Source organism: Flavobacterium panici, assembly GCF_903819335.1.
GTDB lineage: Bacteria > Bacteroidota > Bacteroidia > Flavobacteriales > Flavobacteriaceae > Flavobacterium > Flavobacterium panici.
This window is the reverse complement of the sequence record NZ_CAIJDE010000017.1, coordinates 16,336-42,391: the sequence shown is the minus strand read 5'-3', so window position 1 is coordinate 42,391 and position 26,056 is coordinate 16,336. Positions and strand designations below refer to the sequence as shown.

At 33.3% G+C, this 26,056-nt stretch carries 21 protein-coding genes; 13 read left to right on the top strand and 8 right to left on the bottom strand.

What is annotated here, in order from left to right; translation table 11 throughout:
- Nucleotides 1-36: 36 nt before the first annotated feature.
- From FLAPXU55_RS00300 to FLAPXU55_RS00285, 4 genes are all read right to left on the bottom strand, one after another.
- Complete coding sequence (locus FLAPXU55_RS00300) at nucleotides 37-1,041, bottom strand: vWA domain-containing protein (protein WP_180855921.1); 1,005 nt, start codon at nucleotides 1,039-1,041, stop codon at nucleotides 37-39.
- Nucleotides 1,041-2,672 carry a hypothetical protein gene (locus FLAPXU55_RS00295; protein WP_180855919.1) on the bottom strand — a complete coding sequence of 544 codons (1,632 nt, stop codon included), beginning with the start codon at nucleotides 2,670-2,672 and terminating at the stop codon, nucleotides 1,041-1,043. The genes FLAPXU55_RS00300 and FLAPXU55_RS00295 overlap by 1 nt, the downstream gene beginning before the upstream one ends.
- 142 nt (nucleotides 2,673-2,814) lie before the next feature.
- Nucleotides 2,815-3,678 carry a DUF58 domain-containing protein gene (locus tag FLAPXU55_RS00290; RefSeq protein WP_180855917.1) on the bottom strand — a complete coding sequence of 288 codons (864 nt, stop codon included), beginning with the start codon at nucleotides 3,676-3,678 and terminating at the stop codon, nucleotides 2,815-2,817.
- 93 nt (nucleotides 3,679-3,771) lie between these two features.
- Nucleotides 3,772-4,776, bottom strand: a complete 1,005-nt coding sequence (locus tag FLAPXU55_RS00285) for an AAA family ATPase (protein ID WP_053473368.1) — start codon at nucleotides 4,774-4,776, stop codon at nucleotides 3,772-3,774.
- Nucleotides 4,777-4,988: 212 nt separating this feature from the next.
- Here FLAPXU55_RS00285 and FLAPXU55_RS00280 point away from each other — a divergent pair, with 212 nt between their 5' ends.
- From FLAPXU55_RS00280 to FLAPXU55_RS00270, 3 genes are all read left to right on the top strand, one after another.
- A complete protein-coding gene (locus FLAPXU55_RS00280) occupies nucleotides 4,989-5,861 on the top strand; it encodes an aldo/keto reductase (protein ID WP_180855915.1) in 873 nt (290 codons plus the stop codon).
- A gap of 101 nt (nucleotides 5,862-5,962) precedes the next feature.
- A complete protein-coding gene (locus tag FLAPXU55_RS00275; protein WP_180855913.1) occupies nucleotides 5,963-6,718 on the top strand; it encodes an SDR family NAD(P)-dependent oxidoreductase in 756 nt (251 codons plus the stop codon).
- A 129-nt stretch (nucleotides 6,719-6,847) separates the two neighbouring features.
- On the top strand, nucleotides 6,848-7,993 hold the full coding sequence (locus FLAPXU55_RS00270; protein WP_180855911.1) for an ATP-binding protein: 1,146 nt from the start codon (nucleotides 6,848-6,850) through the stop codon (nucleotides 7,991-7,993).
- Between the two features lie 89 nt (nucleotides 7,994-8,082).
- Here the strand turns inward: FLAPXU55_RS00270 and FLAPXU55_RS00265 are convergent, their stop codons facing one another.
- Nucleotides 8,083-8,826, bottom strand: coding sequence for a DUF3298 and DUF4163 domain-containing protein (locus FLAPXU55_RS00265; RefSeq protein WP_180855909.1), 744 nt, complete (start codon nucleotides 8,824-8,826; stop codon nucleotides 8,083-8,085).
- A gap of 104 nt (nucleotides 8,827-8,930) precedes the next feature.
- Between FLAPXU55_RS00265 and FLAPXU55_RS00260 the strand changes: the two genes are divergently transcribed.
- Nucleotides 8,931-10,073, top strand: a complete 1,143-nt coding sequence (locus FLAPXU55_RS00260; protein WP_073485612.1) for a cystathionine gamma-synthase — start codon at nucleotides 8,931-8,933, stop codon at nucleotides 10,071-10,073.
- A gap of 75 nt (nucleotides 10,074-10,148) precedes the next feature.
- Here the strand turns inward: FLAPXU55_RS00260 and FLAPXU55_RS00255 are convergent, their stop codons facing one another.
- On the bottom strand, nucleotides 10,149-10,943 hold the full coding sequence (locus FLAPXU55_RS00255; RefSeq protein ID WP_053473360.1) for a THC0290_0291 family protein: 795 nt from the start codon (nucleotides 10,941-10,943) through the stop codon (nucleotides 10,149-10,151).
- 323 nt (nucleotides 10,944-11,266) lie between these two features.
- Here FLAPXU55_RS00255 and gdhA point away from each other — a divergent pair, with 323 nt between their 5' ends.
- The 7 genes from gdhA (at nucleotide 11,267) to FLAPXU55_RS00220 (ending at nucleotide 23,809) form a co-directional block, all read left to right on the top strand.
- Nucleotides 11,267-12,610, top strand: coding sequence for an NADP-specific glutamate dehydrogenase (gene gdhA, locus FLAPXU55_RS00250; RefSeq protein WP_053473359.1), 1,344 nt, complete (start codon nucleotides 11,267-11,269; stop codon nucleotides 12,608-12,610).
- Nucleotides 12,611-12,743: 133 nt separating this feature from the next.
- Complete coding sequence (gene porZ, locus FLAPXU55_RS00245) at nucleotides 12,744-15,026, top strand: type IX secretion system anionic LPS delivery protein PorZ (RefSeq protein WP_180855907.1); 2,283 nt, start codon at nucleotides 12,744-12,746, stop codon at nucleotides 15,024-15,026.
- A 79-nt stretch (nucleotides 15,027-15,105) separates the two neighbouring features.
- Entirely contained in the window at nucleotides 15,106-15,819 is a 714-nt protein-coding gene (recO, locus tag FLAPXU55_RS00240; RefSeq protein ID WP_180855905.1) for a DNA repair protein RecO, read from the top strand.
- A gap of 129 nt (nucleotides 15,820-15,948) precedes the next feature.
- Entirely contained in the window at nucleotides 15,949-17,838 is a 1,890-nt protein-coding gene (locus FLAPXU55_RS00235; protein ID WP_180855903.1) for an outer membrane protein assembly factor BamB family protein, read from the top strand.
- 56 nt (nucleotides 17,839-17,894) lie between these two features.
- Nucleotides 17,895-19,814 carry a hypothetical protein gene (locus tag FLAPXU55_RS00230; protein ID WP_180855901.1) on the top strand — a complete coding sequence of 640 codons (1,920 nt, stop codon included), beginning with the start codon at nucleotides 17,895-17,897 and terminating at the stop codon, nucleotides 19,812-19,814.
- Nucleotides 19,815-20,016: 202 nt separating this feature from the next.
- Nucleotides 20,017-23,418 carry an isoleucine--tRNA ligase gene (gene ileS, locus FLAPXU55_RS00225; RefSeq protein WP_180855899.1) on the top strand — a complete coding sequence of 1,134 codons (3,402 nt, stop codon included), beginning with the start codon at nucleotides 20,017-20,019 and terminating at the stop codon, nucleotides 23,416-23,418.
- 10 nt (nucleotides 23,419-23,428) lie between these two features.
- Nucleotides 23,429-23,809, top strand: coding sequence for a TraR/DksA family transcriptional regulator (locus FLAPXU55_RS00220; protein ID WP_017497677.1), 381 nt, complete (start codon nucleotides 23,429-23,431; stop codon nucleotides 23,807-23,809).
- 244 nt (nucleotides 23,810-24,053) lie between these two features.
- Here FLAPXU55_RS00220 and FLAPXU55_RS00215 read toward each other — a convergent pair whose 3' ends face one another.
- Both FLAPXU55_RS00215 and FLAPXU55_RS00210 read right to left on the bottom strand, forming a co-directional pair.
- Nucleotides 24,054-24,434: a hypothetical protein gene (locus FLAPXU55_RS00215; RefSeq protein WP_053473353.1), complete on the bottom strand. Its 381-nt coding sequence runs from the start codon at nucleotides 24,432-24,434 to the stop codon at nucleotides 24,054-24,056.
- Nucleotides 24,435-24,467: 33 nt separating this feature from the next.
- Entirely contained in the window at nucleotides 24,468-24,824 is a 357-nt protein-coding gene (locus tag FLAPXU55_RS00210) for a roadblock/LC7 domain-containing protein (protein WP_053473352.1), read from the bottom strand.
- 180 nt (nucleotides 24,825-25,004) lie between these two features.
- Here FLAPXU55_RS00210 and FLAPXU55_RS00205 point away from each other — a divergent pair, with 180 nt between their 5' ends.
- Nucleotides 25,005-25,211: a hypothetical protein gene (locus FLAPXU55_RS00205; protein WP_053473351.1), complete on the top strand. Its 207-nt coding sequence runs from the start codon at nucleotides 25,005-25,007 to the stop codon at nucleotides 25,209-25,211.
- Between the two features lie 121 nt (nucleotides 25,212-25,332).
- A complete protein-coding gene (locus tag FLAPXU55_RS00200) occupies nucleotides 25,333-25,929 on the top strand; it encodes a lipoprotein signal peptidase (protein ID WP_073485592.1) in 597 nt (198 codons plus the stop codon).
- Nucleotides 25,930-26,056: the final 127 nt, after the last annotated feature.

Here is a 26,056-nt window from a genome sequence, read left to right as displayed (position 1 = left end):
AGCTGTAAACTGAAAACTGTGACTGCGACTAAAATATTAAATAAAGCTTCTGTAAACTGTATTTCTTAAACCAACTTCTAACAATAATAAAAATGCTGCGATTAAAACAAAAACTCTGTATTTTTCGTCGTAATCGTAAAATTTTAATTCCTGAATTTCAGTTGTTTCTAATTTGTTAATTGAACTGTATATTTCAGCTAATCTATCGTTGCTTGTTGCTCTAAAGTATGTTCCGTCTGTTTTGCGGGCAATATTTTTCATTAACTGCTCATCAATTTCAACTTTCTGCATTTTGAATAAAAAGCCGCCGTTTGGTGCATAAGCATATGGAGATTCCGCCATTCCATTTGTACCAAGACCAATTGTATATACTTTTATTCCGTATTGTTTTGCAATATCAGCAGCAGTTTCCGGCTCAATAAACCCGGCATTATTAACACCATCTGTCATTAAAATAACAACCCTGCTTTTTGCTTTACTGTCTTTAAGACGATTTACTGCCGTTGCTAAACCCATTCCAATTCCGGTACCATCTTGTAAAACGGTATCATATTTAATTCCTTTTATAGCTTCAAGAATAATTGGTTTGTCACTTGTAACAGGTGTTTTTGTATAAGCTTCAGAAGCGTATAAAACTAAACCAACTCTGTCATTTGGTCTTTCTTCAACGAAATCAGCAGCAACTCTTTTTAAAGCTTCCATACGGTTTGGCTTTAAATCTTTTGCAAGCATACTTCCAGAAACGTCAATTGCTATTACAATATCAATTCCTTTTGTCGTTTTAGTCTGATTGCTAATGTCGACTGTTCTTGGTCTTGCTAAAGCAATAATCAGTGAACTTAAAGCGATAATCCTGAAAACATATAAACTAGGCTTTAATTTGGTCAATAACGATTCGCTGTTTTTAAAACCTGCCGTCGAACTCATTTTTAATGTAGCCGACTGCTGATTTCTTTTCCAAAAAAACCAGCCAATAGCGATTGGAATTAACAGAAACAACCAAAAGAATTCCGGATTTAAAAAAGTGATCTGATTATTCATTAGTTACTTGCTTTTTTAAGTTCAACAGAATTTAGAATTCGGGTTGTAATGTCGTTTGCATACGTATCGCCTTCTTCATGGAAAATGATTATTTGCTGTAATCCCTGATCTTGTTTAAAAAGCAGGATTTCATAATAACCTTTTATACTTGTTTTATTTGCCGGATTTAAAACAGTCATTGTTCCGTAACCTTTTATTCCCTGAATACCTTGATTAGTTTGAAAATCTTCTTGCTTAACGATGATATTTTGACCTCCTTGCAGCTCGATTACTTTTAAAGCGCCTTCTAAAGCTTTAGATAAATCAATATCAGTAGGAGTTTTAAATTTGGTAGTTGAAACTGCCACATAAAAATTGTCAATCATACTTCCGTATGCAAAAAGCTGCATTTCCTTAATCAATGCCATTGTTTCTTTTGGAAGTGCTTTTTGTACATCCATTCGTTTTAAAACTTTTGGAGTTTCAATGATAACGCCCGGATTTCCGTATTCACTTTTCACCCATTCTCCTTCTAATAATTCTTTAGTAGGATGCCCGATAATATTGTCTTTTACATAAGTAAAACCTTTTGTTGCAATAAAGAAAGTTGTAGTTGCTAATAATAAAAACAAAACAGAACCTACTGTAATGGCAATTCGTTTGTTTCTTTGTTTTTTTAACTGAAGCTGAATTTGTTTTTGTCTTTGCGCTTCGTTTAGCAATTGATCTTCTTCTTCAGCCGGAACTTCTGTTGGGATTGCATTGTCAAGCGTTAAAATTACTTTCTGAATTTTATTTCTGTCATCCGTAATTTCAAATTCAAGCGGTTTTGATTTCGCAAATTTTACTAAATCGGCCTGACGTAAAACACGTTCCAGATTCTCAACCGTTTCTGGCGTTAAAGTCATTTTCTTTTTAGTCGAGGCTGTTCTAATCGCCTGAATTAATTCAGAAGTCGTACTTTCCATTGCTGGAATATGAATCGCTTCTTCGATATAGTTACGCGCAATATCCGTCAGTTCACTATAATATTCTTTAATTTCTCCTTTTTGAACAAGTTCTTTTGACTCTAAATTGTTTAATAAGCTTGTCGCTTTTTCAATAGGAGTTTTATAAACTTCTTCTTCGATTTTTTTCTTCTGATGTTTTTTAACGTACCAATAAATTCCGGCTCCAATTGCTAAAATAATAACCAGTGCCAAAACGTATTTCCACCAATCGCCAATTCCGCCATCAGCAGCGGTAATGTCTTTGATATCATACATTTTTTGCTGTAATGTATCGACTTTTACATTAGCGACTTCAACACGAATAGAATCTGAGAAATAAGGTTTTTTATCAATTAAAATTTGAACACTCGGAATCACGTATCTTCCTGAATCAAATTGAGTTAATCCATATTTTTTGATTAATTCGTAAGTGTCGTTTTTCTTTACCGTATCGATAGGATACGATTGAATAACCTCTAAAGGGCCAAATCTTTTTAGTTTAGGGAAAACGACTTTCGAATTAGCATTTACAACCGTTTTCAGCGTTAGCTTAAACTCGGCGCCAATTTTATTTTTGGTGGTATCAATGCTGGTTTCGACTTGTTTTTGAGCAAAAACAGCCGTAGAAAGCAAAAATAAAAATATGTAAAACTTTAATTTCATTTGATTTGTGATTTCAGATTTTAGTCTAAAATGAATGCTTAAAATTGGAACACGGATGACACAGATTTAAGCGGATTTTTTATTTGAATAATTAGAGCAGATAAAAATTCTAAAATTTAAAATCTACAATCTAAAATTATATTTATCGAGACTTGAAATAGCCTAACAGCTTAGTAACATAATTTTCGTCGACTCTTGTGTTTACAACACCGGCGCCGGATTTACTAAAAATATCTTTGAAATAATTTACGCGTTCCTGATAATGTTTTTCGTAATTCATTCTCACCGTTTTTGAGCCTGTATTTACCAATTGAATTTTTCCCGTTTCGGCGTCAAGCATGGTTACCATTCCTAAATTTGGGATTTTTTCTTCACGGATATCGTACACGCGAACACCAGTAATATCGTGTTTTTTAGAAGCAATTTTTAAAGTCTGTTCGTAATTCTCAGACATGAAATCAGAAATTACAAAAACAATCGCTTTCTTTTTCTGTGTTCCCGATAAAAATTTCAAGGCTTGTGAGATATCTGTTTTGTGGCTTTTTGGTTCAAATTCGATTAATTCACGAATAATTCTCAAAACGTGTGAACGGCCTTTTTTTGGCGGAATGTATAATTCGACATTATCAGAAAATAAGATCAATCCAATCTTATCATTATTTTGTGTAGCCGAAAAAGCCATCGTTGCAGCAATTTCTGTTACGATGTCTTTTTTAAACTGACTTTTTGAACCAAAACCTTCAGAGCCCGAAATATCAACCATTAAAACCATGGTTAATTCTCTTTCTTCTTCAAAAACTTTTACGTGGGCTTCGTTGTAGCGTGCGGTTACATTCCAATCGATGTTACGAATATCATCGCCATATTGGTATTGGCGCACCTCGCTGAAAGTCATCCCGCGCCCTTTAAATGAAGAATGGTATTCACCCGAAAAGATATGATTGCTCAGTCTTTTGGTTTTGATTTCTATTTTCCGTACTTTTTTTAAAAGCTCTTTTGTATCCATTTTTCGGATTGCAGATTTTAGATATTAGATTTTAGATTATTTTTAGATTGCAGATTTAAATCTAAATTTTGCAATCTAAAATCTAAAATTTTTTTAAGGTACTTCAATCTCGTTTACGATTTTGTTGATAATGTCTACAGAAGTAATGTTTTCGGCTTCAGCCTCATATGTGATTCCAACTCTGTGACGTAATACATCATGCACAACTGCACGAACATCTTCTGGAATTACATAACCACGACGTTTGATGAAAGCGTAACATTTAGCAGCGTTTGCTAAGTTGATACTTCCACGTGGAGATGCTCCAAAACTGATAAGTGGTTTTAAGTCGGCTAATTTATATTTCTCTGGGTAACGAGTAGCAAAAATGATATCCAGAATATATTTTTCAATTTTTTCATCCATATAAACTTCACGAACCGCTTCTTGCGCACGTAAAATTTGTTCTACAGAAACTACAGCATTTACTTTTTCGTAGCTTCCTTTTAAGTTTTGACGAATTACAAAACGTTCTTCATCAATTTTTGGATAATCAATTACAGTTTTCAACATGAAACGGTCAACCTGTGCTTCAGGAAGCTGGTATGTTCCTTCTTGTTCAACCGGGTTTTGAGTTGCTAAAACTAAAAACGGACGATCTAGTTTGAAAGTGGTATCACCAATTGTAACTTGTTTTTCCTGCATCGCCTCTAAAAGTGCAGACTGAACCTTTGCCGGGGCACGGTTAATCTCATCGGCAAGTACGAAGTTGGCAAAAATTGGTCCTTTTTTAATAGAGAATTCGTTTGCTTTAATGTTGTAAATCATGGTTCCGATAACATCGGCAGGAAGTAAATCCGGCGTAAACTGGATACGGCTGAAAGAACCCTGAACCGCTTGTGACAAAGTATTAATGGCCAAAGTTTTTGCTAAACCAGGAACTCCTTCAAGTAAAATATGTCCCTGACCCAAAAGACCAATTAACAGACGCTCGACCATATGTTTCTGGCCCACAATAACTTTGTTCATTTCCATTGTAAGAAGGTCTATAAAAGCACTTTCTCTCTCAATTTTTTCATTTATCGCTCTAATGTCTAAAGTCGTTGTATTTTCTTCCATATAAATATTTTTAAAACCTTGATTTTTACGCCTAATTTTTGAGAGTGCAAATTGAATATTTTTTAAGAAGTAAGATGTTAAAGAATGGTTAAAACTTCGACCAATCACCTAATTTTAAGGACGAATTGTGAATCTATTTTTATATTTTTAAGAACTTTGGTGATTATGTTTTGTAAAAGCATATTTATTAGCAAAAATAACTCAATATAACCATGAGCAAAACAGCATTATCGCCTATAATTTCGGGCACTATGAATTGGGGTGTTTGGGATAAAAACCTTTCACCAAAAGAAATGGAAAACATGATACAAATTTGTATCGAAAACAAAATCACAACTTTTGATCACGCCGATATTTACGGAGATTATACCACCGAAGCCGATTTTGGAAAAGCATTCAAAGCTAGTAAAATTTCGCGCGAAAAATTACAATTAATTACAAAGTGCGGAATTCAGCTTGTAACAGAAAGCCGTAATAACAAAATCAAACATTACGATTATTCTAAAGAGTATATCATTTGGTCTGTTGAAGAATCTTTAAAGAAACTGAAAACAGATTACGTTGATGTATTTTTACTGCACAGGCCAAGTCCGTTAATGCAGGCAGATGAAATTGCAGAAGCGGTTGAAAAATTAAAAGGAGAAGGAAAAATTTTAGATTTCGGGCTTTCTAATTTTACAAGTTCTCAAACCGAGTTAATTCGTCAGAAAACAGAAGTAAGCTATAATCAGGTACAATTTTCTGCAACTCATTTTGAACCAATGGTTGACGGAAGTCTTGATTATATGCAGACACATGGAATTCGCCCATTGTCATGGAATCCGCTTGGAACTGTTTTTAGAGAAGACACCAAAAAAACACGTCGTTTGAAAAAGTTATTCTCGACTTTGCTTGAAAAATATCATCTTGGAGCAGATACACTTTTATTGGCCTGGATTTTAAAACACCCGGCAGCAGTTATTCCAATTGCAGGAACAGTTAACGTTGCCAGAATTCAATCTTTAGCGAAAGCCGTTGAATTAGAAATGGATAAAGAAGACTGGTTTGCGATCTGGACTGAAAGCATGGGTGACGATGTTGCTTAAATAAAAATATTAGCCCACAGATTTTACAGATTTAAAAAAATTACAGTGTAAATCAGTTTAATCAGTAAAATCCGTGGGCAAAAAAAAACAAAAAATATAGAATGAAAAAAACAGTTTTAATTACTGGTGCTACAAGCGGAATAGGAAAAGCTACGGCTCAGATTCTAGCTAAAAACAATTATAAAATTATTCTTTGTGGAAGACGTAAAGATCGTTTAGAAGAATTGGAAAAAGAACTTTCGGCATTTACCGAAGTTCATTCGCTTTCTTTCGATGTTCGTGATAAAAATGATGTTTTGGAAAAAATTGGTGATTTGCCAGATGCATTTTCAGATATTGATGTTTTGATCAATAATGCCGGAAATGCGCATGGTTTAGATCCAATTCAAACAGGAGATTTAGACGATTGGGATGCGATGATTGATATTAATGTAAAAGGACTTTTATATGTTTCAAAAGCGGTAATTCCGAAAATGACAGCTAAAAATTCCGGACATATTATTAATATTGGTTCAACTGCGGCCAAAGAAGTATATCCAAACGGAAATGTATATTGCGGAACAAAACATGCTGTTGATGCTATTACAGCCGGAATGCGAATCGATTTAAATCCATTCGGAATTAGAGTTGGAGCAATTCATCCCGGAATGGTAGCAACAGAATTCAGTGAAGTACGTTTTAAAGGAGATACAGAAAGAGCTTCAAATGTATATAAAGGATTTGATCCTCTTCAGGCAGAAGATATTGCAGATATTATTCATTTTGTAGTTTCAAGACCATATCATGTCAATATCGCTGATTTAGTCGTGATGAGTACCGCGCAGGCATCATCAACGATTGTCAAGAAAAATATTTGATAAAATTTTATTGTAAAGACGCACGGCAGTGCGTCTTTTTTACGTTTAAAGTAATAGAATTGAAAGTAAAGTGATTACAAGTTTTAATTAGTGTAAATTAGTGCAATTAGTGGCAAAAAAACTTAGACTATGATTAATAAACGCCTTTTGATAAAGAATTTACTTGCTCACAATGACGAGAGCAGTTTTTATGACAAAAAAAGGCAGTTGAATCTACATTCGCGAGAAGGCAAAGGAAAGTTTTTAAAACACATTTGCGCACTCTCCAATTCAAATCCGGCGAATAATTCTTATATCGTTGTTGGAGTAGAAGATCAGGATAACGAAATTGTAGGCGACGATTTCTTCGATGACAGCCGAATTCAGAATCTCGTTAATGCATTTTTAGAAAATCCTCCAAAAATTCAATACGAAAACGTACCATTTCCAAATCTTCCAAAAGATAAAGTAATTGGTTTGGTTACGATAAAGCCTAAAAGCAAAATTTCCTATTTTAAAAAAGGAATTCATACCATTCTTGCCAATAGTGTTTTTATAAGACGCGGCAGTAATTCCATTCCTGTGGAAGAACATGAAGAAGTCGAAAAAAATAATCAGAATACAGAAACAGTAATTGGAATCGAAAATAGTTCCCGAAACAGCATTCAATATACACTGGACGGCGTAATTGACTTTATGAATTTCAGACATAAAGATATGTCGCCAAAATACAATGTCTTTAAAGAATTGTTTGTGATTTGCTGGGCGGGAGTTCCAAAAAAATCAAGAGATAAAACCTTTTTATCCCGCGTAGATATTGAGTTAATTAATGAGCAGGTTAAACTTTTTTATTCGGCGCAGGATGTGGTTACAATTTTCTTTGATGATGATACTTTTACAATTACAGAATATGTTCCGCTTGGATTAAATGATAAAACAAGTTATTACCCGCTTGAAGAACAAACCATCCACTTTTTTGATAATGGTTATTATAAAATTGACCGTAAAATGCTTTTTCAGCCACCTGAATTTAATCGGAAAATGTTATACCATATTTATAACTCAAATATGGCATTGTTAAATAAACTTCAAAAAGAAATCGCATTATCTGAGCGTGAAATGAAAGATTTGGAAAATCTGCCTTCTACTTTTATGATCTGTCATTTGAATGGTTTTGAGGATGCCAAACAAAAATTAATCGATGCCAAACTGCTTTTAAAACCTTATAAACATATTTATTCTTCATTTAAAGAGGCATTGAGAATTTTGCGTAAAATGAAATATGATGTTCAGTAAAGTTTCTAAGTTGCTAAGATTCTAAGGTTTTTTTCTGTAGATATTTACACGTAGAGACGCACTGCAGTGCGTCTAACCCAAAGTTTTTCTTATTGAAATTTCAAATATTTACTCACTTTATCATACGGAAATACAATTTCTTTTGGGCCGTCGGCGTAAGATGCGGCTTCGTATGAATTGTAATAAAGAAGTAAACCTGTAGAAGTATAGAAAATATTCTGAGGCAATTGAAATTTATCATTTTCGAACATTAAACCTGTTGCGTTTATGTTGGCATTTTCGGGAATTTGATATTTAAGTCTGAATTCTTTTTCGGCGAAAGCCTTAAACTCTTTTTCATTCTTAAACAATTGATCGTTAAAAATGACTTTTCCGGTTTTTTGGTTAAATAATAAAGACCTGAAACCTTGGTAGCCATGTGCGCCGCCCGTAAAAGTATAATGATCTATTTTGATGTTTAAAATCTGCTCAGATTCAAATTCGACATTTCCCGTTATTTTTCCTTCCCAGCCAAAAGTATCGTGCGGGAATTTTTTATGCATTTCTTCGTAAGAAGCAATAAAAGATTTTGACAATGATTTATAATCGTTGACCTTTGTTGAGTCTTCGCCGAAATAGATGATTTCTTTTATTACATTGAAAACTTTTTTATTAATACTGTCAGCGATGATCTTTTTATTTTTAGCAATTGGGACTTCTATTGTGATTTTCGGGCAATCATTTTTGCACGGAATAGTAGATTTTTCTTCAAATGTTTCATTTTCAAATGAAAGCTCTTTTTTGCAACTCGTAAAAATCAAACACAAAAAGATTATAAATATGTAATTTTTCATATCAAAAAGTGTTAATTATCTACAAAGGTAAGAAGTTGTATCAGGATAAAATAAATTAAGCGGTAAATTTGTGCGACAATTATGGATTTAAAATTTATAACTATATGAAATTCAATACAAAAGTAATACATGGTGGCCAGCATCATGATCCAAGTACAGGAGCGGTTATGCCGCCGGTGTATCAAACGTCAACTTTTATTCAGACAAGTCCGGGAAAACCTTTGGCAGATTATGAATACAGCCGCGCATCAAACCCAACTCGTACAGCTCTTGAAGAGGCTTTAGCAAGTATTGAAAATGGTACACGAGGACTGGCTTTTTCTTCTGGTTTAGCCGCTACAGATTGTATTTTAAGATCATTTAAAGCAGGTGACGAAGTTATTGCAATGGATGATTTATACGGAGGAACTTACCGTATGTTTTCAAGAATTTATAAAGATTCAGGAATAAAATTCCATTTTGTTGATATGACGGATATTGCAAAATTGAAATCATTAATCAATGAAAATACAAAATTGGTTTGGGTAGAAACACCAACAAATCCGTTAATGAAACTAGCTGATATTGCAGAAGTGGCAAAAATCACAAAAGAACATAAAATTTGGTTTGCTGTAGATAATACTTTTGCAACGCCATATTTACAAAAACCTCTTGATTTAGGCGCTGATATCGTTATGCACTCCGCTACAAAATATTTAGGCGGACATTCTGATGTTATTGCTGGAGCTTTAATTGTAAAAGATGCAGCTTTAGGAGAACAATTACATTTTCAGCAATTTGCTACTGGAGCAACTTTAGGGCCAATGGACAGTTTTTTAGTTTTAAGAGGAATTAAAACTTTAGCATTAAGAGTGCAGAGACATTGTGAAAATGGAGAAAAAGTAGTAGAGTATTTAACTAAGCATCCAAAAATAAATACAGTTTATTATCCTGGATTAGAAAATCATCCGTTTCATGAAATTGCAAAGAAGCAAATGAAAGCTTTTGGCGGAATGGTTTCTTTTACATTCAAATCTGGTAAAAAAGAAGATTCTATTGCATTTTTAGAGAAATTGAAAGTATTTACTCTGGCTGAATCTTTAGGTGGAGTAGAATCGCTTGCAAATCACCCGGCTTTAATGACACACGCTTCAATTCCTGCTGATAAAAGAGCAGAAGTTGGTATTACTGATGACTTAGTAAGATTAAGTGTTGGTATTGAAGATGCAGAAGATTTAATTGCAGATTTAGAGCAAGCATTGTCTTAAAAAAATCAATAAAAAAATTCCAAATTCCAATTGTAACTATTTTGGAATTTGGAATTTTTTTATTTTGGAATTTCTTTAGAATTCTAAGTAATAAATGTATCCAACATTAAACCAAACCTGCCAGTCATTAGCCTTGTTTTCTTCATAAAGATCTTTGTTCGGGTTTAAACCATCAATCCAGTCTGAACTAAATGCCTGAAAACGAGTTTCAAACATTACATCGCTCATTTGAGTTAATTTAAGGTGGAATCCAACACCAGCTGTTGCCGCTAAAGCTACTCCGCTTTCACTTGCAAAACCATATTGATGACCATCTGAAGGAGTTAAATATTTAGGGAAAGTTGTTGACGGAAGTCCTAATTCGCCCATTGTTGAGCTTACTTTCGAAGTATAATAAGTTGCCAGGAATCCGACACTAAAATACGGGCTAAAACCGCCTGCAGTATTTTCGAAATCGTGAATTTTCATAAATGGAGAAAATTCTAACTGAGCTCCAAGATTTAATAAAGTAGATTTACCACTCATTGCTTTTAATTGCGCAACAGCCAATTTGTTTTTTGCAGTTTCAATATAACCGCCAAAATGGTTAAGAGTTGTGGTATTAAAAGATAATTCGGATCTAACTTTAAAATGTTCTGTGAAGAAACTTTCTCTGTTGTTATTTGCAGAAAAGTTAATAAAGTGAACAATTCCTACACCAAAACCGGTGTTTCCCACATTGGTATCGAAATTATGTCTTTCTCCAAAATCGGACTGAAATGCTACAGGGCCGAAAATAATTCCTACTTCTTGTGCCAGATTAGACTGAGCATTGGCAATAGTGGTAATGCCAAATAGGGCGAAAATTGTGAAATATAGGTGTTTAAACATCTCTTGGGGCTTTCAAAATATTGGCAAATATAAAAAAAACATAGTCGAATCAAAATAATATATACTTCTATTAAAAATTTAATAACAAAACACTTAATTTTCTGACTTTAAAGGTGGTAAATTGCTGTAAAATCGGAGGTGTAAAATTGTATTTTTAAGATTGTTTAAAAAATACACAATTCTTCTCTAAAAACAAAAAAAAATAACAAATCATGTTGATTTTGCTATATCTTTGTATGTTATAACGAAAACGTTTTCTTAAAACGTATTTTCTTATGTAATTGATTAAGTTTAAAACTATTATTTGAATAATTTATTATAAAATGGAACAAAAAATAAATGAATTTATGGCTCTTGTGGAGTCAAAAAATCCAAACGAGCCAGAATTTCTTCAAGCCGTTAGGGAATTTGCAGAAACGGTAATTCCATTTATCGCAGAAAGAAAAAAATACGACGGTAAAAATTTACTTCTTAGAATTGCTGAACCAGAAAGATCTATAATTTTCAGAGTTCCGTGGGTTGACGACAAAGGAGAAATAATCGTAAACAGAGGTTTTAGAATTCAAATGAACTCAGCGATTGGACCATATAAAGGCGGAATCAGATTTCATCACACTGTAAACCTATCAGTTTTAAAATTTTTGGCTTTTGAGCAGGTTTTCAAAAATAGTTTAACAACACTTCCAATGGGTGGAGGTAAAGGAGGATCTGATTTTGATCCGGAAGGAAAATCGGATGCAGAAATCATGCGTTTCTGTCAATCATTTATGACTGAATTATGCCGTCATATTGGTCCTGACTTAGACGTTCCTGCAGGAGATATTGGAGTTGGTGCCAGAGAAATTGGTTATTTATTTGGTCAATATAAAAGAATCAGAAATGAATTTACCGGAGTTTTAACCGGAAAAGGGCTTGCTTACGGTGGTTCATTAATCAGACCTGAAGCTACTGGATATGGGGTAGTTTATTTTACAGATCAAATGCTTCGTACAATTGGTCACGAAATTAAAGGGAAAAGAGTTGCTATTTCAGGATTCGGAAACGTTGCCTGGGGTGTAGCTTTAAAAGTGAATGAATTAGGAGGAAAAGTAGTTACGATTTCGGGACCTGATGGTTATATTTTGGATGAAGAAGGTATTTCTGGAGAAAAAATAGATTATATGGTTGAAATGAGAGCAACTGGTGATAACAGAGCAGAGAGATATTTAGAGAGATATCCAAATGCAATTTTCCATAAAGGGAAAAGCCCTTGGGAAGTTAAAGTTGATATCGCTATTCCATGTGCTACTCAAAACGAGCTGAACGGAGACGACGCTAAAAAATTAATTGACAATGGCGTTTTATGTGTGACTGAAGCGGCTAATATGCCTTCTACTTTAGATGCAATAAAACTTTTCTTAGATAATAAAGTACTTTTTGCTCCAGGAAAAGCAGCAAACGCTGGTGGAGTTGCAGCATCTGGATTAGAGATGACACAAAACTCTATTCGTTTAAACTGGACAAGTGAAGAAGTAGATTTAAGATTAAAAGATATCATGGTTGGAATTCACAACCAATGTAAAAAATACGGTGCAGAAGAAAATGGTTATGTAAACTACGTAAAAGGAGCTAACATTGCCGGATTTGTTAAAGTTGCCGATGCTATGCTTGCTCAGGGTGTAGTGTAAGATTAATTACAATTGAAGAATGCTCTCATTTGTCTTGTTAAGGATAAATAGGGAGCATTTTTTTATTTAGTTAAAGAACAAAAATCAAATACTTTCGTTTGTAGTATATTTGTCTATCCGATATTTTTAAACAATGACAAGAAAGTTTCTTTACGTTTTATTTTTAGTACTATCTCAATTTGGCTTTGCGCAAGGCCAATTGTCATGGGAAGGCTATTTTTCGTTTAATGAAATAAAAGATATTTCAGAATCTTCTACAACGGTTTTTACTGCTTCAGAAAATGCCTTGTTTTCTAAAAATGCAGCTTCAAATGCTATAAAAACAATAACAACTGTCGACGGACTTTCGGGTCAGACAATTTCTGCAGTATATCATAGTGAAAGTTTCAAAAAAACAATTGTTGGTTACGAAAATGGTTTGATGATTATCATTAATGAAACAGACGGAAGCATCATAAAAAAAGTAGATATCATTAATAAACAATTATCGGCAAGTCTTAAAAAGATTAACCATTTAATGGAACATAACGGATTATTGTATGTTTCCTGCGATTTCGGGATTGTGCAGTTTAATTTAACGACATCACAATTTGGAGATACTTATTTTATTGGAGATAATGGTGCAGAAATCAGCGTAAAACAAACCACTTTTTTTAATGGATTTATTTTTGCTGCAACTTCCAGCGGAATTAGAAGAGCAGATATTACAAATCCAAATTTAATCGATTTTAGCCAGTGGACTGTAGTAAACACAGGAAATTGGACAAGTGTTGCAACACTGGATTCAGAACTTATTGCAATTAATTCAACGGGAAATATTCATCGATATAATTCCAATACTTTTGTTAGTTTCTCGCAGCTTCCGCAGCCTTCTGTTGATATGCGAGCGGTAAATCACAATTTGTTTGTTACAACTTCAACTTCGGTTTACGTGTATAACAATCAAATGGTTTTAACTCGTTCGATAGTTAATACGCAGCTTCCGGATATCAATCTGACGTTTTCTTGTGCATCGGCAGTTGGCGATATAATTTACATCGGAACAAAAGAAAAAGGATTATTTTCAGGTGCACTTTCGGGAATTGGAACTTTCGAAAACAATACTCCGGCGGGTCCTTCACGAAATAATATTTTTTCACTTGATGTTACACCAAATGTTCTTTGGGCAGTATATGGAGATTATGATATTTATTACAATCCTTATGACTTAGATAGTTATGGTATAAGTAAATTTAATAACTCAAAATGGTTAAATATCCCATATTCAGAAGTTTATGATGCAAAGTCAATTACTCGTGTTATTGTAAACCCAAGTAACGAAAAACAAGTTTATGCAAGCTCTTTTTTCTCTGGATTATTGCGAATTGAAGATGATGTTCCGAATTTTTTATTCAATGAAAAAAATAGCGGATTAGAAACTTTGACTTATGAAGGGCCAAATTATATTGACGTTCGTATTAACGGAACTGCATTTGACAGAACAGGAAATTTATGGGTAACAAACAGCCGAATTAAAAACGGATTGAAAGTTTTAAAAACCGATGGTCAATGGCAGAGTTATTCCACAAGTACAATTTTAAGTAATGCCGAAAGTACAAGTTATGCGAATATCGTTATTGATAAAAATAATGTCAAGTGGATTTCTACAAGTAATGATGGTGTAATTGCATTTAACGAAAGTACAAATACGTTCAAAAAAATGACTTTTGGTACCGATGCAGGAAATTTACCAATTGCAGATGTAAGATCTGTTGCAATCGATACCAAAAACCAGCTTTGGATAGGGACTACAAAAGGATTAAGAGTTTTGTCGAATGTTGGAAATTTCCAGACCGAAGCGCAGCTAAAAGCAAATCCAATCATTATTCTGGAAGATAATCTGGCTCAGGAATTAATGTACGAGCAGTTTATTACTTCGATTGTTGTTGACGGCGCGAACAATAAATGGATTGGTACAGCAGATTCTGGTATTTTTATGGTTTCGCCAAATGGTCAGGAAACCAAATATCATTTTACAATTAATAATTCACCTTTGCCAAGTAATACGATAAACGATATTAAAATTAACAGCGCAACCGGAGAAGTTTTTATAGCAACCAATAAAGGAATGATTTCTTTTAAAGGAATTGCAACCGGAGCAAACGAAGATTTAAATAACGTTTATGTATATCCAAATCCGGTTCGACCAAGTTATTCCGGAACCGTGAAAGTGGCCGGTTTGATTGATAAAGCAAATATCAAAATCACCGATATCGAAGGAAACTTAGTTTACGAAACAACTTCTGAAGGCGGAACTATAGAATGGGACACAACAGCCTTTGGAAAATATAAAGTAGCCTCTGGCGTATACATGGTTTTTATTTCTGCACAAGACGGCGGCGAAACAAAGGTCAAGAAAGTTATGATTATTCGATAGTATTCAGTCGCAGTCACAGTTTTCAGTTTTAATTTAGATTTCTTCAATCTAAAATCAACAATCTAAAATCTAAAATTCGTTGCAAGTCAAAACCAAAGCAATAGTAATCTCATCTTTAAAATTTCAGGAAAAAAGCTTGATCGTAAAATGTTTTACACTTTCAAGCGGACTGAAATCTTATTTTGTGCGCGATGCTTTTTCCAATAGAAAAGCCAATCAGAAAATTGCTTATTTCCAGCCATTGTCGATTTTAGAAATAGAAGCCGTTCATAAAAACAAAGGAACGCTTGAAAACTTCAAAGAGATAAAAAACGGAATCCCTTTTCAAACCATTCATACTGATATTATAAAAAGTACAATGGTCATGTTTCTGTCTGAAATACTTCATTATTCTATTCAGGAAGAAGAAAAAAATGAATCCCTTTTTTTGTTTTTAGAAACCGCCTTGACATGGCTTGATAATCATGATGAAATTTCTAATTTTCATTTGATTTTACTTTTAGAAATCACAAAATACTTAGGTTTTTATCCGGATACCTCAGAAATAGATCTGCCACATTTTGAAATGAATGATGGTGTTTTTACACTTTTCAATAAAGGTAATGTACTTTCTGAACACGAAACAAATCTGCTCAAAAAGCTAATCGATTTAAAGTTTGATAATACCGAAAAAATCTTTCACGTAGTCGAAAGACAAATTTTATTGAAGGTATTAATTGATTACTACAGCTTTCATTTAGAAGGATTCAAGAAGCCAAAATCACTAGAAGTTTTGAAAGAAATATTTTCTTAAAACTGATTCCTATTTTTATATATTTGTGCAGCGAATTTTTATTAAAAAAATCTTAATTTTTCTTTTAATAAGTTAATTCGCGAATGATAAGCCTCAAACAAATATTAATTTTTTAACGAATCAATCACTATGAAGAAAATTACTTTTTCGATTATTTTGCTTTTATTAGTCAGCGTTTCGGCCATTTCTCAAAGGAAATACGACGAAATTGTTAACACAGAGAATGCCGTACAAGATTTGGTACAAAACGGAATTACAGGAATCGTTGTTTTTAAAGAAGGCGGAACTGTAAAAGGTTTAGATCCTGAAACTAAAAAAGTGGTTTGGACTTTGACCAAAGAGGATTTTGGAGGTAAATCAGCAGTAGATATGATAGCTGACACAGATCTTACAAAACTTTTTGATGATAAAAGCACTTTAACAAACGTTGCCGGAAGTCCTTATGTTGAAGCTTACATCAATAGTAAATACCTTATCATTAATACTGATACTGGAAAAGTGGTTTACAATTCATCAAAAGAATCTTTTTGGGTAACACAATCAGATTTTATTCCTGAAACAAATGAGTATTTGCTTACTTTGAAAAAAGATGGCGACATGGCAATTGCATTATTGGATATGACGACTGGCGAATTAAAATGGACTACTACTGTAGACAAAGCAAAATCATTATTTAGCTTTTCTTTAAAAGAATCTGTAAACACAAACGTTGCTACAGTACACGGATCAGTAATTTACTATTTACTGTACGGAAAATTATATTCTTTTGACAGAGCGACAGGAAAGTTAAACTGGAAAGGAGAAGAAGATTATTCTAAATTCTTTTTAACTCAAAATGATAAAAATATTGTTGTAGTGAATAACACCGGAACTTTTTCGAATAAACAATATTTGAATGTATTGAATACAGAAACAGGAAAAAGTATCTGGAAAGAATCTATCAAAACAAAAAGAGTTGTTTATCTGGAAGATTGGGGAACAAAAATATTAGTGGCACATTACAGCGGATTTAACTTTTTTGATTTAAAAACAGGAGAAAAAATCTGGAAAAAAGATGCTCGTGGAGACGGATTGAAAAGAGTAATCCCTATCGATCAGGATTTCTTATACGTTGCAGAAAACGAAATGATGTTGATCAACAAAGACGGAGAAAAACTTTGGAAAAAATTCATCGAAATCTCTGATGATAAAGAAGACCCAATTTATTACTTAGGAAAAGTTGGTGAGAAAGTAATGTACCTTACAGGAACTTACGGAAACATGGTAGATTATAAAACAGGCGTTAAGCTTTGGAAACGTAATATCTCGTTTGACAAAGACCGTCCGGTTTTGCCTACTTATGACGAAGCTACAAATTCTTACTTAGTATATAATGACGAGAAATTATACAAATTTGATCCAAGCATTAGCGACAAACCAGAGCCATTTGCTAAAGTAAACATCAAAAAAGAAAAAGAATTAAATAGCATCGAATTATTCCCTTGGGGAGTTGTGCTTTCAGGACCACTTGAAGTTATGGGTGTTAATATGGATGGTACAGTTAAATACCACCTTACTTATTCACAGCCTGGAGAAGGAACAAGACGTCTTATTAAAAGTGCTGCTATTGTTGGAAGCATTGGTTTAGGTGTTGGTTCTGGAGTAAGTTCAGTTAAAGGTGCTGATTTGACCATGACATATCGTGATACGGACGGTAACATGAGAACAGTAGTTGCAAAAGGAGATCAGACAAATAAGGATCAGGCAAAAACTTATGCAGCTGGATCAGCGGCTTTAGGTATAGTAGCGGCTAAATTTAACTCTCGTTTTAATGCAATGAAACAAAACAGAGACTACTCTTATATTTTTGCAAAAGCAGAAACTGGAGAAAAAATCCTTGTAAAAGTGAGTAAAGTTGACGGTCTTGAAGTTGATAAAATTATTTTCAACAATAACAAACCAATTTATGAAGTAGATCCTGCAACACAAAACATTTTTTATGTTTCAGATAAATCTATTCAGATCTTTAATAAAAAATAAGAAAAATAAAAACCCAAAGCCATCAGGATTTATTTCTGGTGGCTTTTTTTTTGCCTATGAAAAAAATAATACTCTTACTTACTTTGCTTGTAATTGGCTCAATTCAGGCACAAGAAAAAATAAGCTCAAAAAAGAAGAAATTTTATATACCCGTAATTAAGTATTCAGAATTTCCTGTTCTGGATAATGTGTTAACACAGACTACTTTTTATCAAATGGATAAGCAGTTGATACAAGAAGAGCCAATATTGAAGAAAAAGTTCTTTAATATAGAAGGCTTTATAAAAGATCCTGCAAACGGAAAACTAAAAATTTATTTAACCATTGAATTGCCGCAATATAAAGCAACAAAAATTGACAGTATATTTGATAAAGAAAAAAATGGCTGGGTATTTCAGGCCTTTTCTAATTATAGTGTAAAAATAAAAGTTGAAGCGAAGTGTGCAGATAAACTTTTATTAACTCAGGATTTTAATACTGTTGAATCCTATTTACTTGCCTTTGGTTCTAAAAAAGACAATTTGAGAGCTGCTGTCGACATGAATAATAAAAAACTTGCAGAAGCAGAGAAAGATGATAATTATACAGTTGCAGAATTAGGATTAGACCGGGTAATTTACAGTTCTGTTGAAGCAATACAAAGATATCTTAACTACACATTAAGGTACAAAACAGGCGAAGATAAAGTCAAGTTTGAATTTGTAACATCTAAAGGACATTCAGAATACAACCAGATGCTGGCATTTGAGAACGAAATCACAGCTCAAATGGCTAAAGTAACTTTAGAAAAAGGTTTAGACGAAAAACTGTTATTACCGCATTTGCAATATCTGGAAAGTTTATTAGTAAAATATCCGCCTTCGCCCGCAAACGAAAACATTAGATTTATAGTAACCAACAATTTAGCCGAAACGTATTTTTTACTTGAAAATAAAGAGAAAGCATTATTGTACGCCAATTTACTTATTGAGAATGACAAACAGGATTCCAGAGGAACTGCTATCGTAAAAAGTGTAAATAGAGGTTTTTTTGTCGATAAAAAAATAAGAAGCCACACCACACGTTTTGCCGATCTTCAAAAATTAGGGCTTAAAATTGCAGAAGAAAAAGAAGAAAAAAGATTAGCCTTTTTTGAAAAAATTCAACAGCAAGATGCCGAATGGGAAAGTGAAAAAGCACGTCGTGAAGCTTATTTAGAAAAAGCAAAAAACCAAAGATTTAATCTTTTGGATTCTATTCCATATCAGTCAAATACAAATTTACTAGCAAAAGTAGTAGATAATTTAGGCGGAAGCCAGGCTTTGAAAAAAGTAGAAAAAGCACATTATTTTTCTAAACTTTCAATAGAAGGAAATAACATACCTCAAACAGAAGAAAAATGGGCAACAAGCACAAATTATCTTTTGAAGAAAAAAATGCCCGAAACCTATTATGAAATTGTAAATGGTGCCGAAGCCTGGAGTCATGACGATCGCGAAAGCGGTTTAAATGCCAAATGGGCAAAATCAACAACTTACGATTACAACAATTTATCTAAGAATGTTGATTTAATTAATTTCCTTACAGATTTAAGACTGGATTTGTGGAATAATTTTGAAGTTCTGCAAGATGAAATGTACGAAGGAAGATTGTGTTATCATTTGAACTATTTTGAAAAAACCTTAAGTTCAGGAAACAGAACAATTCCTAAAACAGATTATCACGTTTTTATTGATAAAGAAAATTACAATATCGTTTCGACAGAAAAAACAGAATTTGACAACGGAAATAAAAGCTTTTTTGAAAAAAGACTTTATGGGGATTACCGCCCAACAGCAGCATTAAATTCAGGGAAAATCCCGTATAAAATTAATTACGAAATAGAGGATTTTAACGGAGAAACCATTTATCAGGAAGTACGTGAAAAAGTAGAAATAAATCCTGTTTTTGGAAATCGAATTTTCATGAAAGAAGTCTATTTCGGAGGATTTAAATAAGATTTTATTCTTCTCAAGAAAATAATTAGAATTGGTTAGTTTTTGGAATGTGGACTCAAAATTTTGAGATTACTGCCAAAAATTGACCAATTCTTTTGTTTTTGTACCCATTATCTCAACAAAAGTTTGTGAAATTTAAAGAAATTGATGGACAATAATTCAAAATTCCTTACTTTCGCACCTCGTTTAAGAAAAGGATAAAATGAGTACAAAATTTACTGAGTACAAAGGACTTGACTTGCCAACTGTAGCGTCGGAAGTTCTTGATTTTTGGAAGAAAGAAAATATATTTGAAAAGAGTGTAACTACTCGCGAAGGTGCAGAGCCTTACGTATTTTTTGAAGGTCCGCCTTCAGCAAACGGATTACCAGGAATTCACCACGTGATGGCGCGTGCGATTAAAGATATTTTTTGCAGATATAAAACTCAAAAAGGCTTTCAGGTTAAAAGAAAAGCAGGCTGGGATACTCACGGTTTACCTGTAGAATTAGGAACCGAAAAAGAATTAGGAATTACAAAAGAAGATATTGGTAAAACAATTTCGATCGAAGAATATAACGAAGCGTGTAAAAAAACCGTAATGCGTTATACGGACGTATGGAATGATTTGACCGAAAAAATGGGTTATTGGGTAGATATGGAAGATCCATATGTAACGTATAAACCAAAATACATGGAATCTGTTTGGTGGCTTTTAAAACAAATCTACGATAAAGGTTTGTTGTACAAAGGATACACGATTCAGCCATACTCTCCAAAAGCAGGAACAGGATTATCTTCTCACGAAGTAAATCAGCCGGGAGCTTATAGAGATGTTACAGATACTACAATCGTAGCGCAGTTTAAAACTTTGCCAGAAACGCTTCCGAGTTTTTTACAAGGTTTTGGAGATATTCACATCTTGGCATGGACGACAACTCCTTGGACATTGCCATCAAACACAGCTTTAACAGTTGGGCCAAAAATCGATTATGTTTTAGTAAAAACATTCAATCAATATACTTTTGAACGAATCAACGTTGTTTTAGCTAAAAACTTAGTTGGAAAACAATTTGGAAAAGGATTTTTCTTAAGTGAAGACGATGCTGATTTTGACAATGTTAAAAACGGCGACAAAAAACTTCCGTATAAAATCCTAACCGAAGCAAAAGGTGTTGATTTAGTAGAAATTCGTTACGAACAATTATTGCCTTATGTATTGCCATGCGAAAATCCGGAAAATGCATTTAGAGTAATTGCCGGAGACTTCGTAACTACAGAAGACGGAACAGGAGTTGTGCATACAGCGCCTACTTTTGGTGCAGATGATGCTAAAGTAGCAAAAGAAGCAAAACCGGAAGTTCCGCCAATGTTGGTTTTGGATGAAGAAGGAAATCCAGTTCCTTTAGTTGATTTACAAGGGAAATTCACTTCTCATTTAGGTGATTTAGCAGGTAAATATGTTAAAAACGAATATTACGATGCAGGACAAGCTCCAGAGAAATCAGTAGATGTTGAAATTGCAATTCGATTAAAAGAAGAAAATAAAGCCTTTAAGGTTGAAAAATACGTACATAGTTATCCACACAGTTGGAGAACTGATGAGCCGTTGTTATATTATCCACTAGATTCCTGGTTCATAAAAGTAACCGATGTAAAAGATAGAATGTTCGACCTGAACGAAACTATCAACTGGAAACCTAAATCTACTGGTGAAGGACGTTTTGGAAATTGGTTAAAAAATGCCAACGACTGGAACTTATCTCGTTCTAGATATTGGGGAATTCCATTGCCAATCTGGAGAACGGAAGACAAAAAAGAAGAAGTTCTGATTGATTCTGTTGAAGAATTATACAATGCGATCGAAAAATCGATCAAAGCTGGTTTTCAAAAAGAAAACCCATTTAAAGGTTTCGAAATCGGAAACATGTCTGAATCAAATTATGATTTAATTGATTTGCACAAAAATGTAGTCGATCAAATTACTTTAGTTTCGGCTTCAGGTAAGCCAATGAAACGCGAAAGTGATTTAATTGACGTTTGGTTTGATTCTGGAGCAATGCCTTATGCACAATGGCATTATCCTTTTGAAAACAAAGATAAAATTGACGAAAACAAAGATTTCCCTGCAAATTTCATTGCAGAAGGAGTAGATCAAACTCGTGGGTGGTTTTATACCTTACACGCAATCGGAACTTTGGTTTTTGATAAAGTAGCGTATAAAAACGTAGTTTCAAATGGTTTGGTTCTTGACAAAAATGGACAAAAAATGTCTAAACGTCTGGGGAATGCAACAGATCCTTTTGAAACAATTGCAGAATACGGCCCGGATGCCACACGTTGGTACATGATTTCAAATGCAAATCCTTGGGATAACTTAAAGTTTGACATTGAAGGAATTGCTGAGGTTCGCCGTAAATTCTTCGGAACATTATACAACACGTATTCATTCTTCTCGTTATATGCTAATATCGATGGTTTTAAATACGCTGAAGCAGAAATTCCGTTAAACGAAAGACCGGAAATCGATCAATGGATCATTTCTGAATTACATTCATTAATCAAATTTGTAGATGAATGTTATGAAGATTACGAACCAACAAAAGCAACAAGAGCAATTTCTGACTTTGTTCAGGAAAACTTAAGTAACTGGTACGTTCGTTTATGTCGTCGTCGTTTCTGGAAAGGTGAATATACCCATGATAAAATTGCAGCTTACCAAACGCTTTATACTTGCTTGTTAACAATCAGCAAATTAAGCGCTCCCGTAGCTCCTTTTTTTATGGATAAATTGTACAGAGATTTGACAGTTTCGACAGGAACTGAGGATTTTGCCAGTGTTCACTTGGCTCAATTTCCAAAATTTGTCGAAAACTTTGTTAATAAAACGTTGGAAAGCAAAATGCAGAAGGCGCAAACAATCTCATCTTTGGTTTTATCATTGCGTAAAAAAGAGATGATTAAAGTACGCCAGCCTTTGCAAAAGGTAATGATTCCGGTACTTGACGAGAATCAGAGAGCTGAAATCGAAGCGATTTCTGACTTGGTAAAAGCCGAAGTAAACGTGAAAGAAATTGCACTTTTAGACGATGATTCGGGGATTTTAGTTAAGCAGATTAAGCCGAATTTTAAGGCTCTTGGACCACGTTTTGGAAAAGATATGGGGTTGATTTCTAAGGAAATACAAGCTTTTTCTGCAGATCAGATCAACCAATTGGACAAGCAGGGAACGTTAGATATTGTTATTGCTGGAAATAATGTAACTTTATCACTAGAAGACGTCGAAATAACATCGCAGGATATCGAAGGATGGCTGGTTGCAAATTCAAACGGAATTACAGTTGCACTAGACATTACAATATCTGAAGAATTGAAAAACGAAGGTATCGCGAGAGAATTAGTAAACAGAATTCAGAATATCCGTAAAGATTCAGGATTTGAAGTTACTGATAAGATCAAAGTACAAATAAAAAGAAACGGGCCATTAGAGGAAGCAGTTTCTAAAAATGAAGACTATATTAAGTCTGAGACACTAACAGATAATTTGGTTTTTGTTGACGCTTTAGAAAACGGCACAGAAATTGAGTTTGATGATATTAAAACATTGATATTAATTTCAAAATAAGTATAATACCATGATAGATGAAATTACAAGATACTCTGACGCTGATTTGGCAGAGTTCAAAGAAATAATCCAAAGCAAAATACAAAAAGCGCAAGCAGATCTTGATTTAATTAAGAGTGCTTATATGAATGATTTGAATAACGGAACTGATGATACTTCTCCAACTTTTAAAGCTTTTGAAGAAGGAAGTGAGACAATGTCAAAAGAAGCGAACTCTCAGTTGGCTATTAGACAAGAAAAGTTTATTCGCGATTTAAAAAATGCGCTTTTCCGTGTTGAAAACAAAACATACGGTATTTGCAAAGTAACAGGTAAATTAATCAGCAAAGAAAGGCTTAAAATCGTTCCTCATGCAACAATGAGTATCGAAGCTAAGAATTTGCAGAGATAATTAAAAATACATAATACAAATAAGCGCTCCTTTTAGGGGCGTTTTTTTTGTTTAATGTTTTGACTTGTTTGATTTTGCTGATAAAACAACGTAATGAAAGAAATTATTTATAATTAGTCAAAATAAATTGATTTAAAAATAAATTTATTTTGTAAGAATGTGACAAGTATAATTACCTAAGAAATTTTACAATAGTCACAAAAAAAACCGTCTTTATCGGTGACGGTTTTTAAAAGTAAAATTGTTACGCTAGATTTTTTTCTAAATCTGCTTTGTGTTTTCTTAAAACCGCTCTGGTCATCCCAAGATTTGCTTTTGTTGCATCTGCAGCAAGATAAATCATGAATTTTTTGTTTGGCGAAATGTCAATAATGTGAATTTGGTTTGAAAGCGTAATCAAAATATCTTCAATATCCTGATTTAAACCTAAGGCTTTTACCGCATTCAGTTTTGCTTTTACAACTTCGAGATTATAAGCAGCGGCCAGTTCAGGATCAAAAGCTGAATCTACTGTTATGTTACCAAAGCTTAATCCTGTCTCAATTTCTGTTACAGCTACAGCAATAAAGCCGTTTACGTTAGTTTTCATTTCATTCAAAAAAACGTTTAAAAAGTCGTTACTCATAGTTCTTGGGGTTTGTGGTTAATAGATGTATGTTTATTTTAATAGAGAATTTTTGCTTAATTCTACAGATAATTCATCAGTAGAGTGCATTAAGATACCAAGGTTGCTTCCTTCTCGTGAAAATGCAATGACGAAGTTAGAACCGCTGATTTTATTTCCGACGACAACCCCATCGGAACTTTTTAAGTAAAGTTGTTTTAAAGAGCCTTTTTCCAGGTCAATTAGAAATTTTTCGCTCATAGATAAAATTCCTGCACTCATTGCAGCAATACTGTCACTGTAATCCAGATTAAGAGAAGTGATTAGTTTTCCTTTTCCGTTTAAGATTAAAGCTGCACTGGCTTTTGTTTCGACCAAAAAGTTGTTTAGAATAGTAGTTATTTCATTCATAGTTTTGTAAGATTTGAGGAAAGAGTTAAAATTAATTCGTTTTTGGTATATATTATCAAATGTAGTTGTGAATCTTCCTAAACAATTGTTAATTCTTTTTAACAAATATAAATTAAATTATGTATTATTGTAAAACCAAATCGTTAAATATTTTATTTTTTTACTTAAAAAACTTACACTATGGCTAAAGTATTGAAATTCAAAGATGTAAATTCCGATGTTGAGCACAGAATGAAGGAATTTGAAAAATTACGCGTTAAATTTAAGGCAGAAGTTAAAAAAGCAGAAGCCAAGAGAGCTGCCGCTGGAAAACCCAGTAAAGGAATTTTTAAATCTATCTCAGAATTCTTTTCAGATAGTCCGGCAAATGCTGTTGCAAAAAGATAGATCAAAAACTAATAATAGAAGCAAATTATTTTGTTTAAGTTTTATTACAAAACAATTAACGTTCCCAAGGGAGCGTTTTTTTTGATTTAATTGTTATTTTTGCGCATCAAAAAATCATAAAATGTCATTAAGAAAAGCGTATTTCCTTATATTTTTAGTTCTAATTGTCGATCAGCTCTCTAAAATCTATGTAAAAACAAACTTCGTTCTAGGTGAAGAAGTGGTGCTTTTTGACTGGTTTAGAATTCATTTTATTGAAAATGAAGGAATGGCTTGGGGAACAAAAATTCCGGGAGAATACGGAAAATTGATTTTGACTGTTTTCAGAATCTTTGCTGTATTCGGAATTGGGTACTGGCTTGCTGATGCTGTTAAGAAACGTCACTCCACTTATTTGATTGTTTCAATAGCTTTAATTTTTGCCGGAGCCGCAGGTAATATTATCGATTCTGTTTTTTACGGAGTTATTTTTGATGACAGCACACATAATCTGGCAACGCTTTTCTCGCCGCATCCATATGGAACATGGTTTCATGGTTTAGTGGTAGATATGTTTTACTTTCCTATTTGGGAAGGGGATCTTCCATCGTGGCTTCCAATCTTTGGTGGAAAACATTTTATGTTCTTCAATGCTATTTTTAATGTTGCCGATATGGCGATTTCTACAGGTGTTGGAATCTTGTTAGTTTTCAATAAAAGAGCATTTCCAAAACATTAAATAGATTATATTTAAAATTCCAAAAAATAAAAATTCCAAATTCCAATATTTGAAGTGTTCATTGCACGCAGATATTGGAATTTGGAATTTTTATTTTTTGGAATTTGAAAACTTTACATTATTGAGG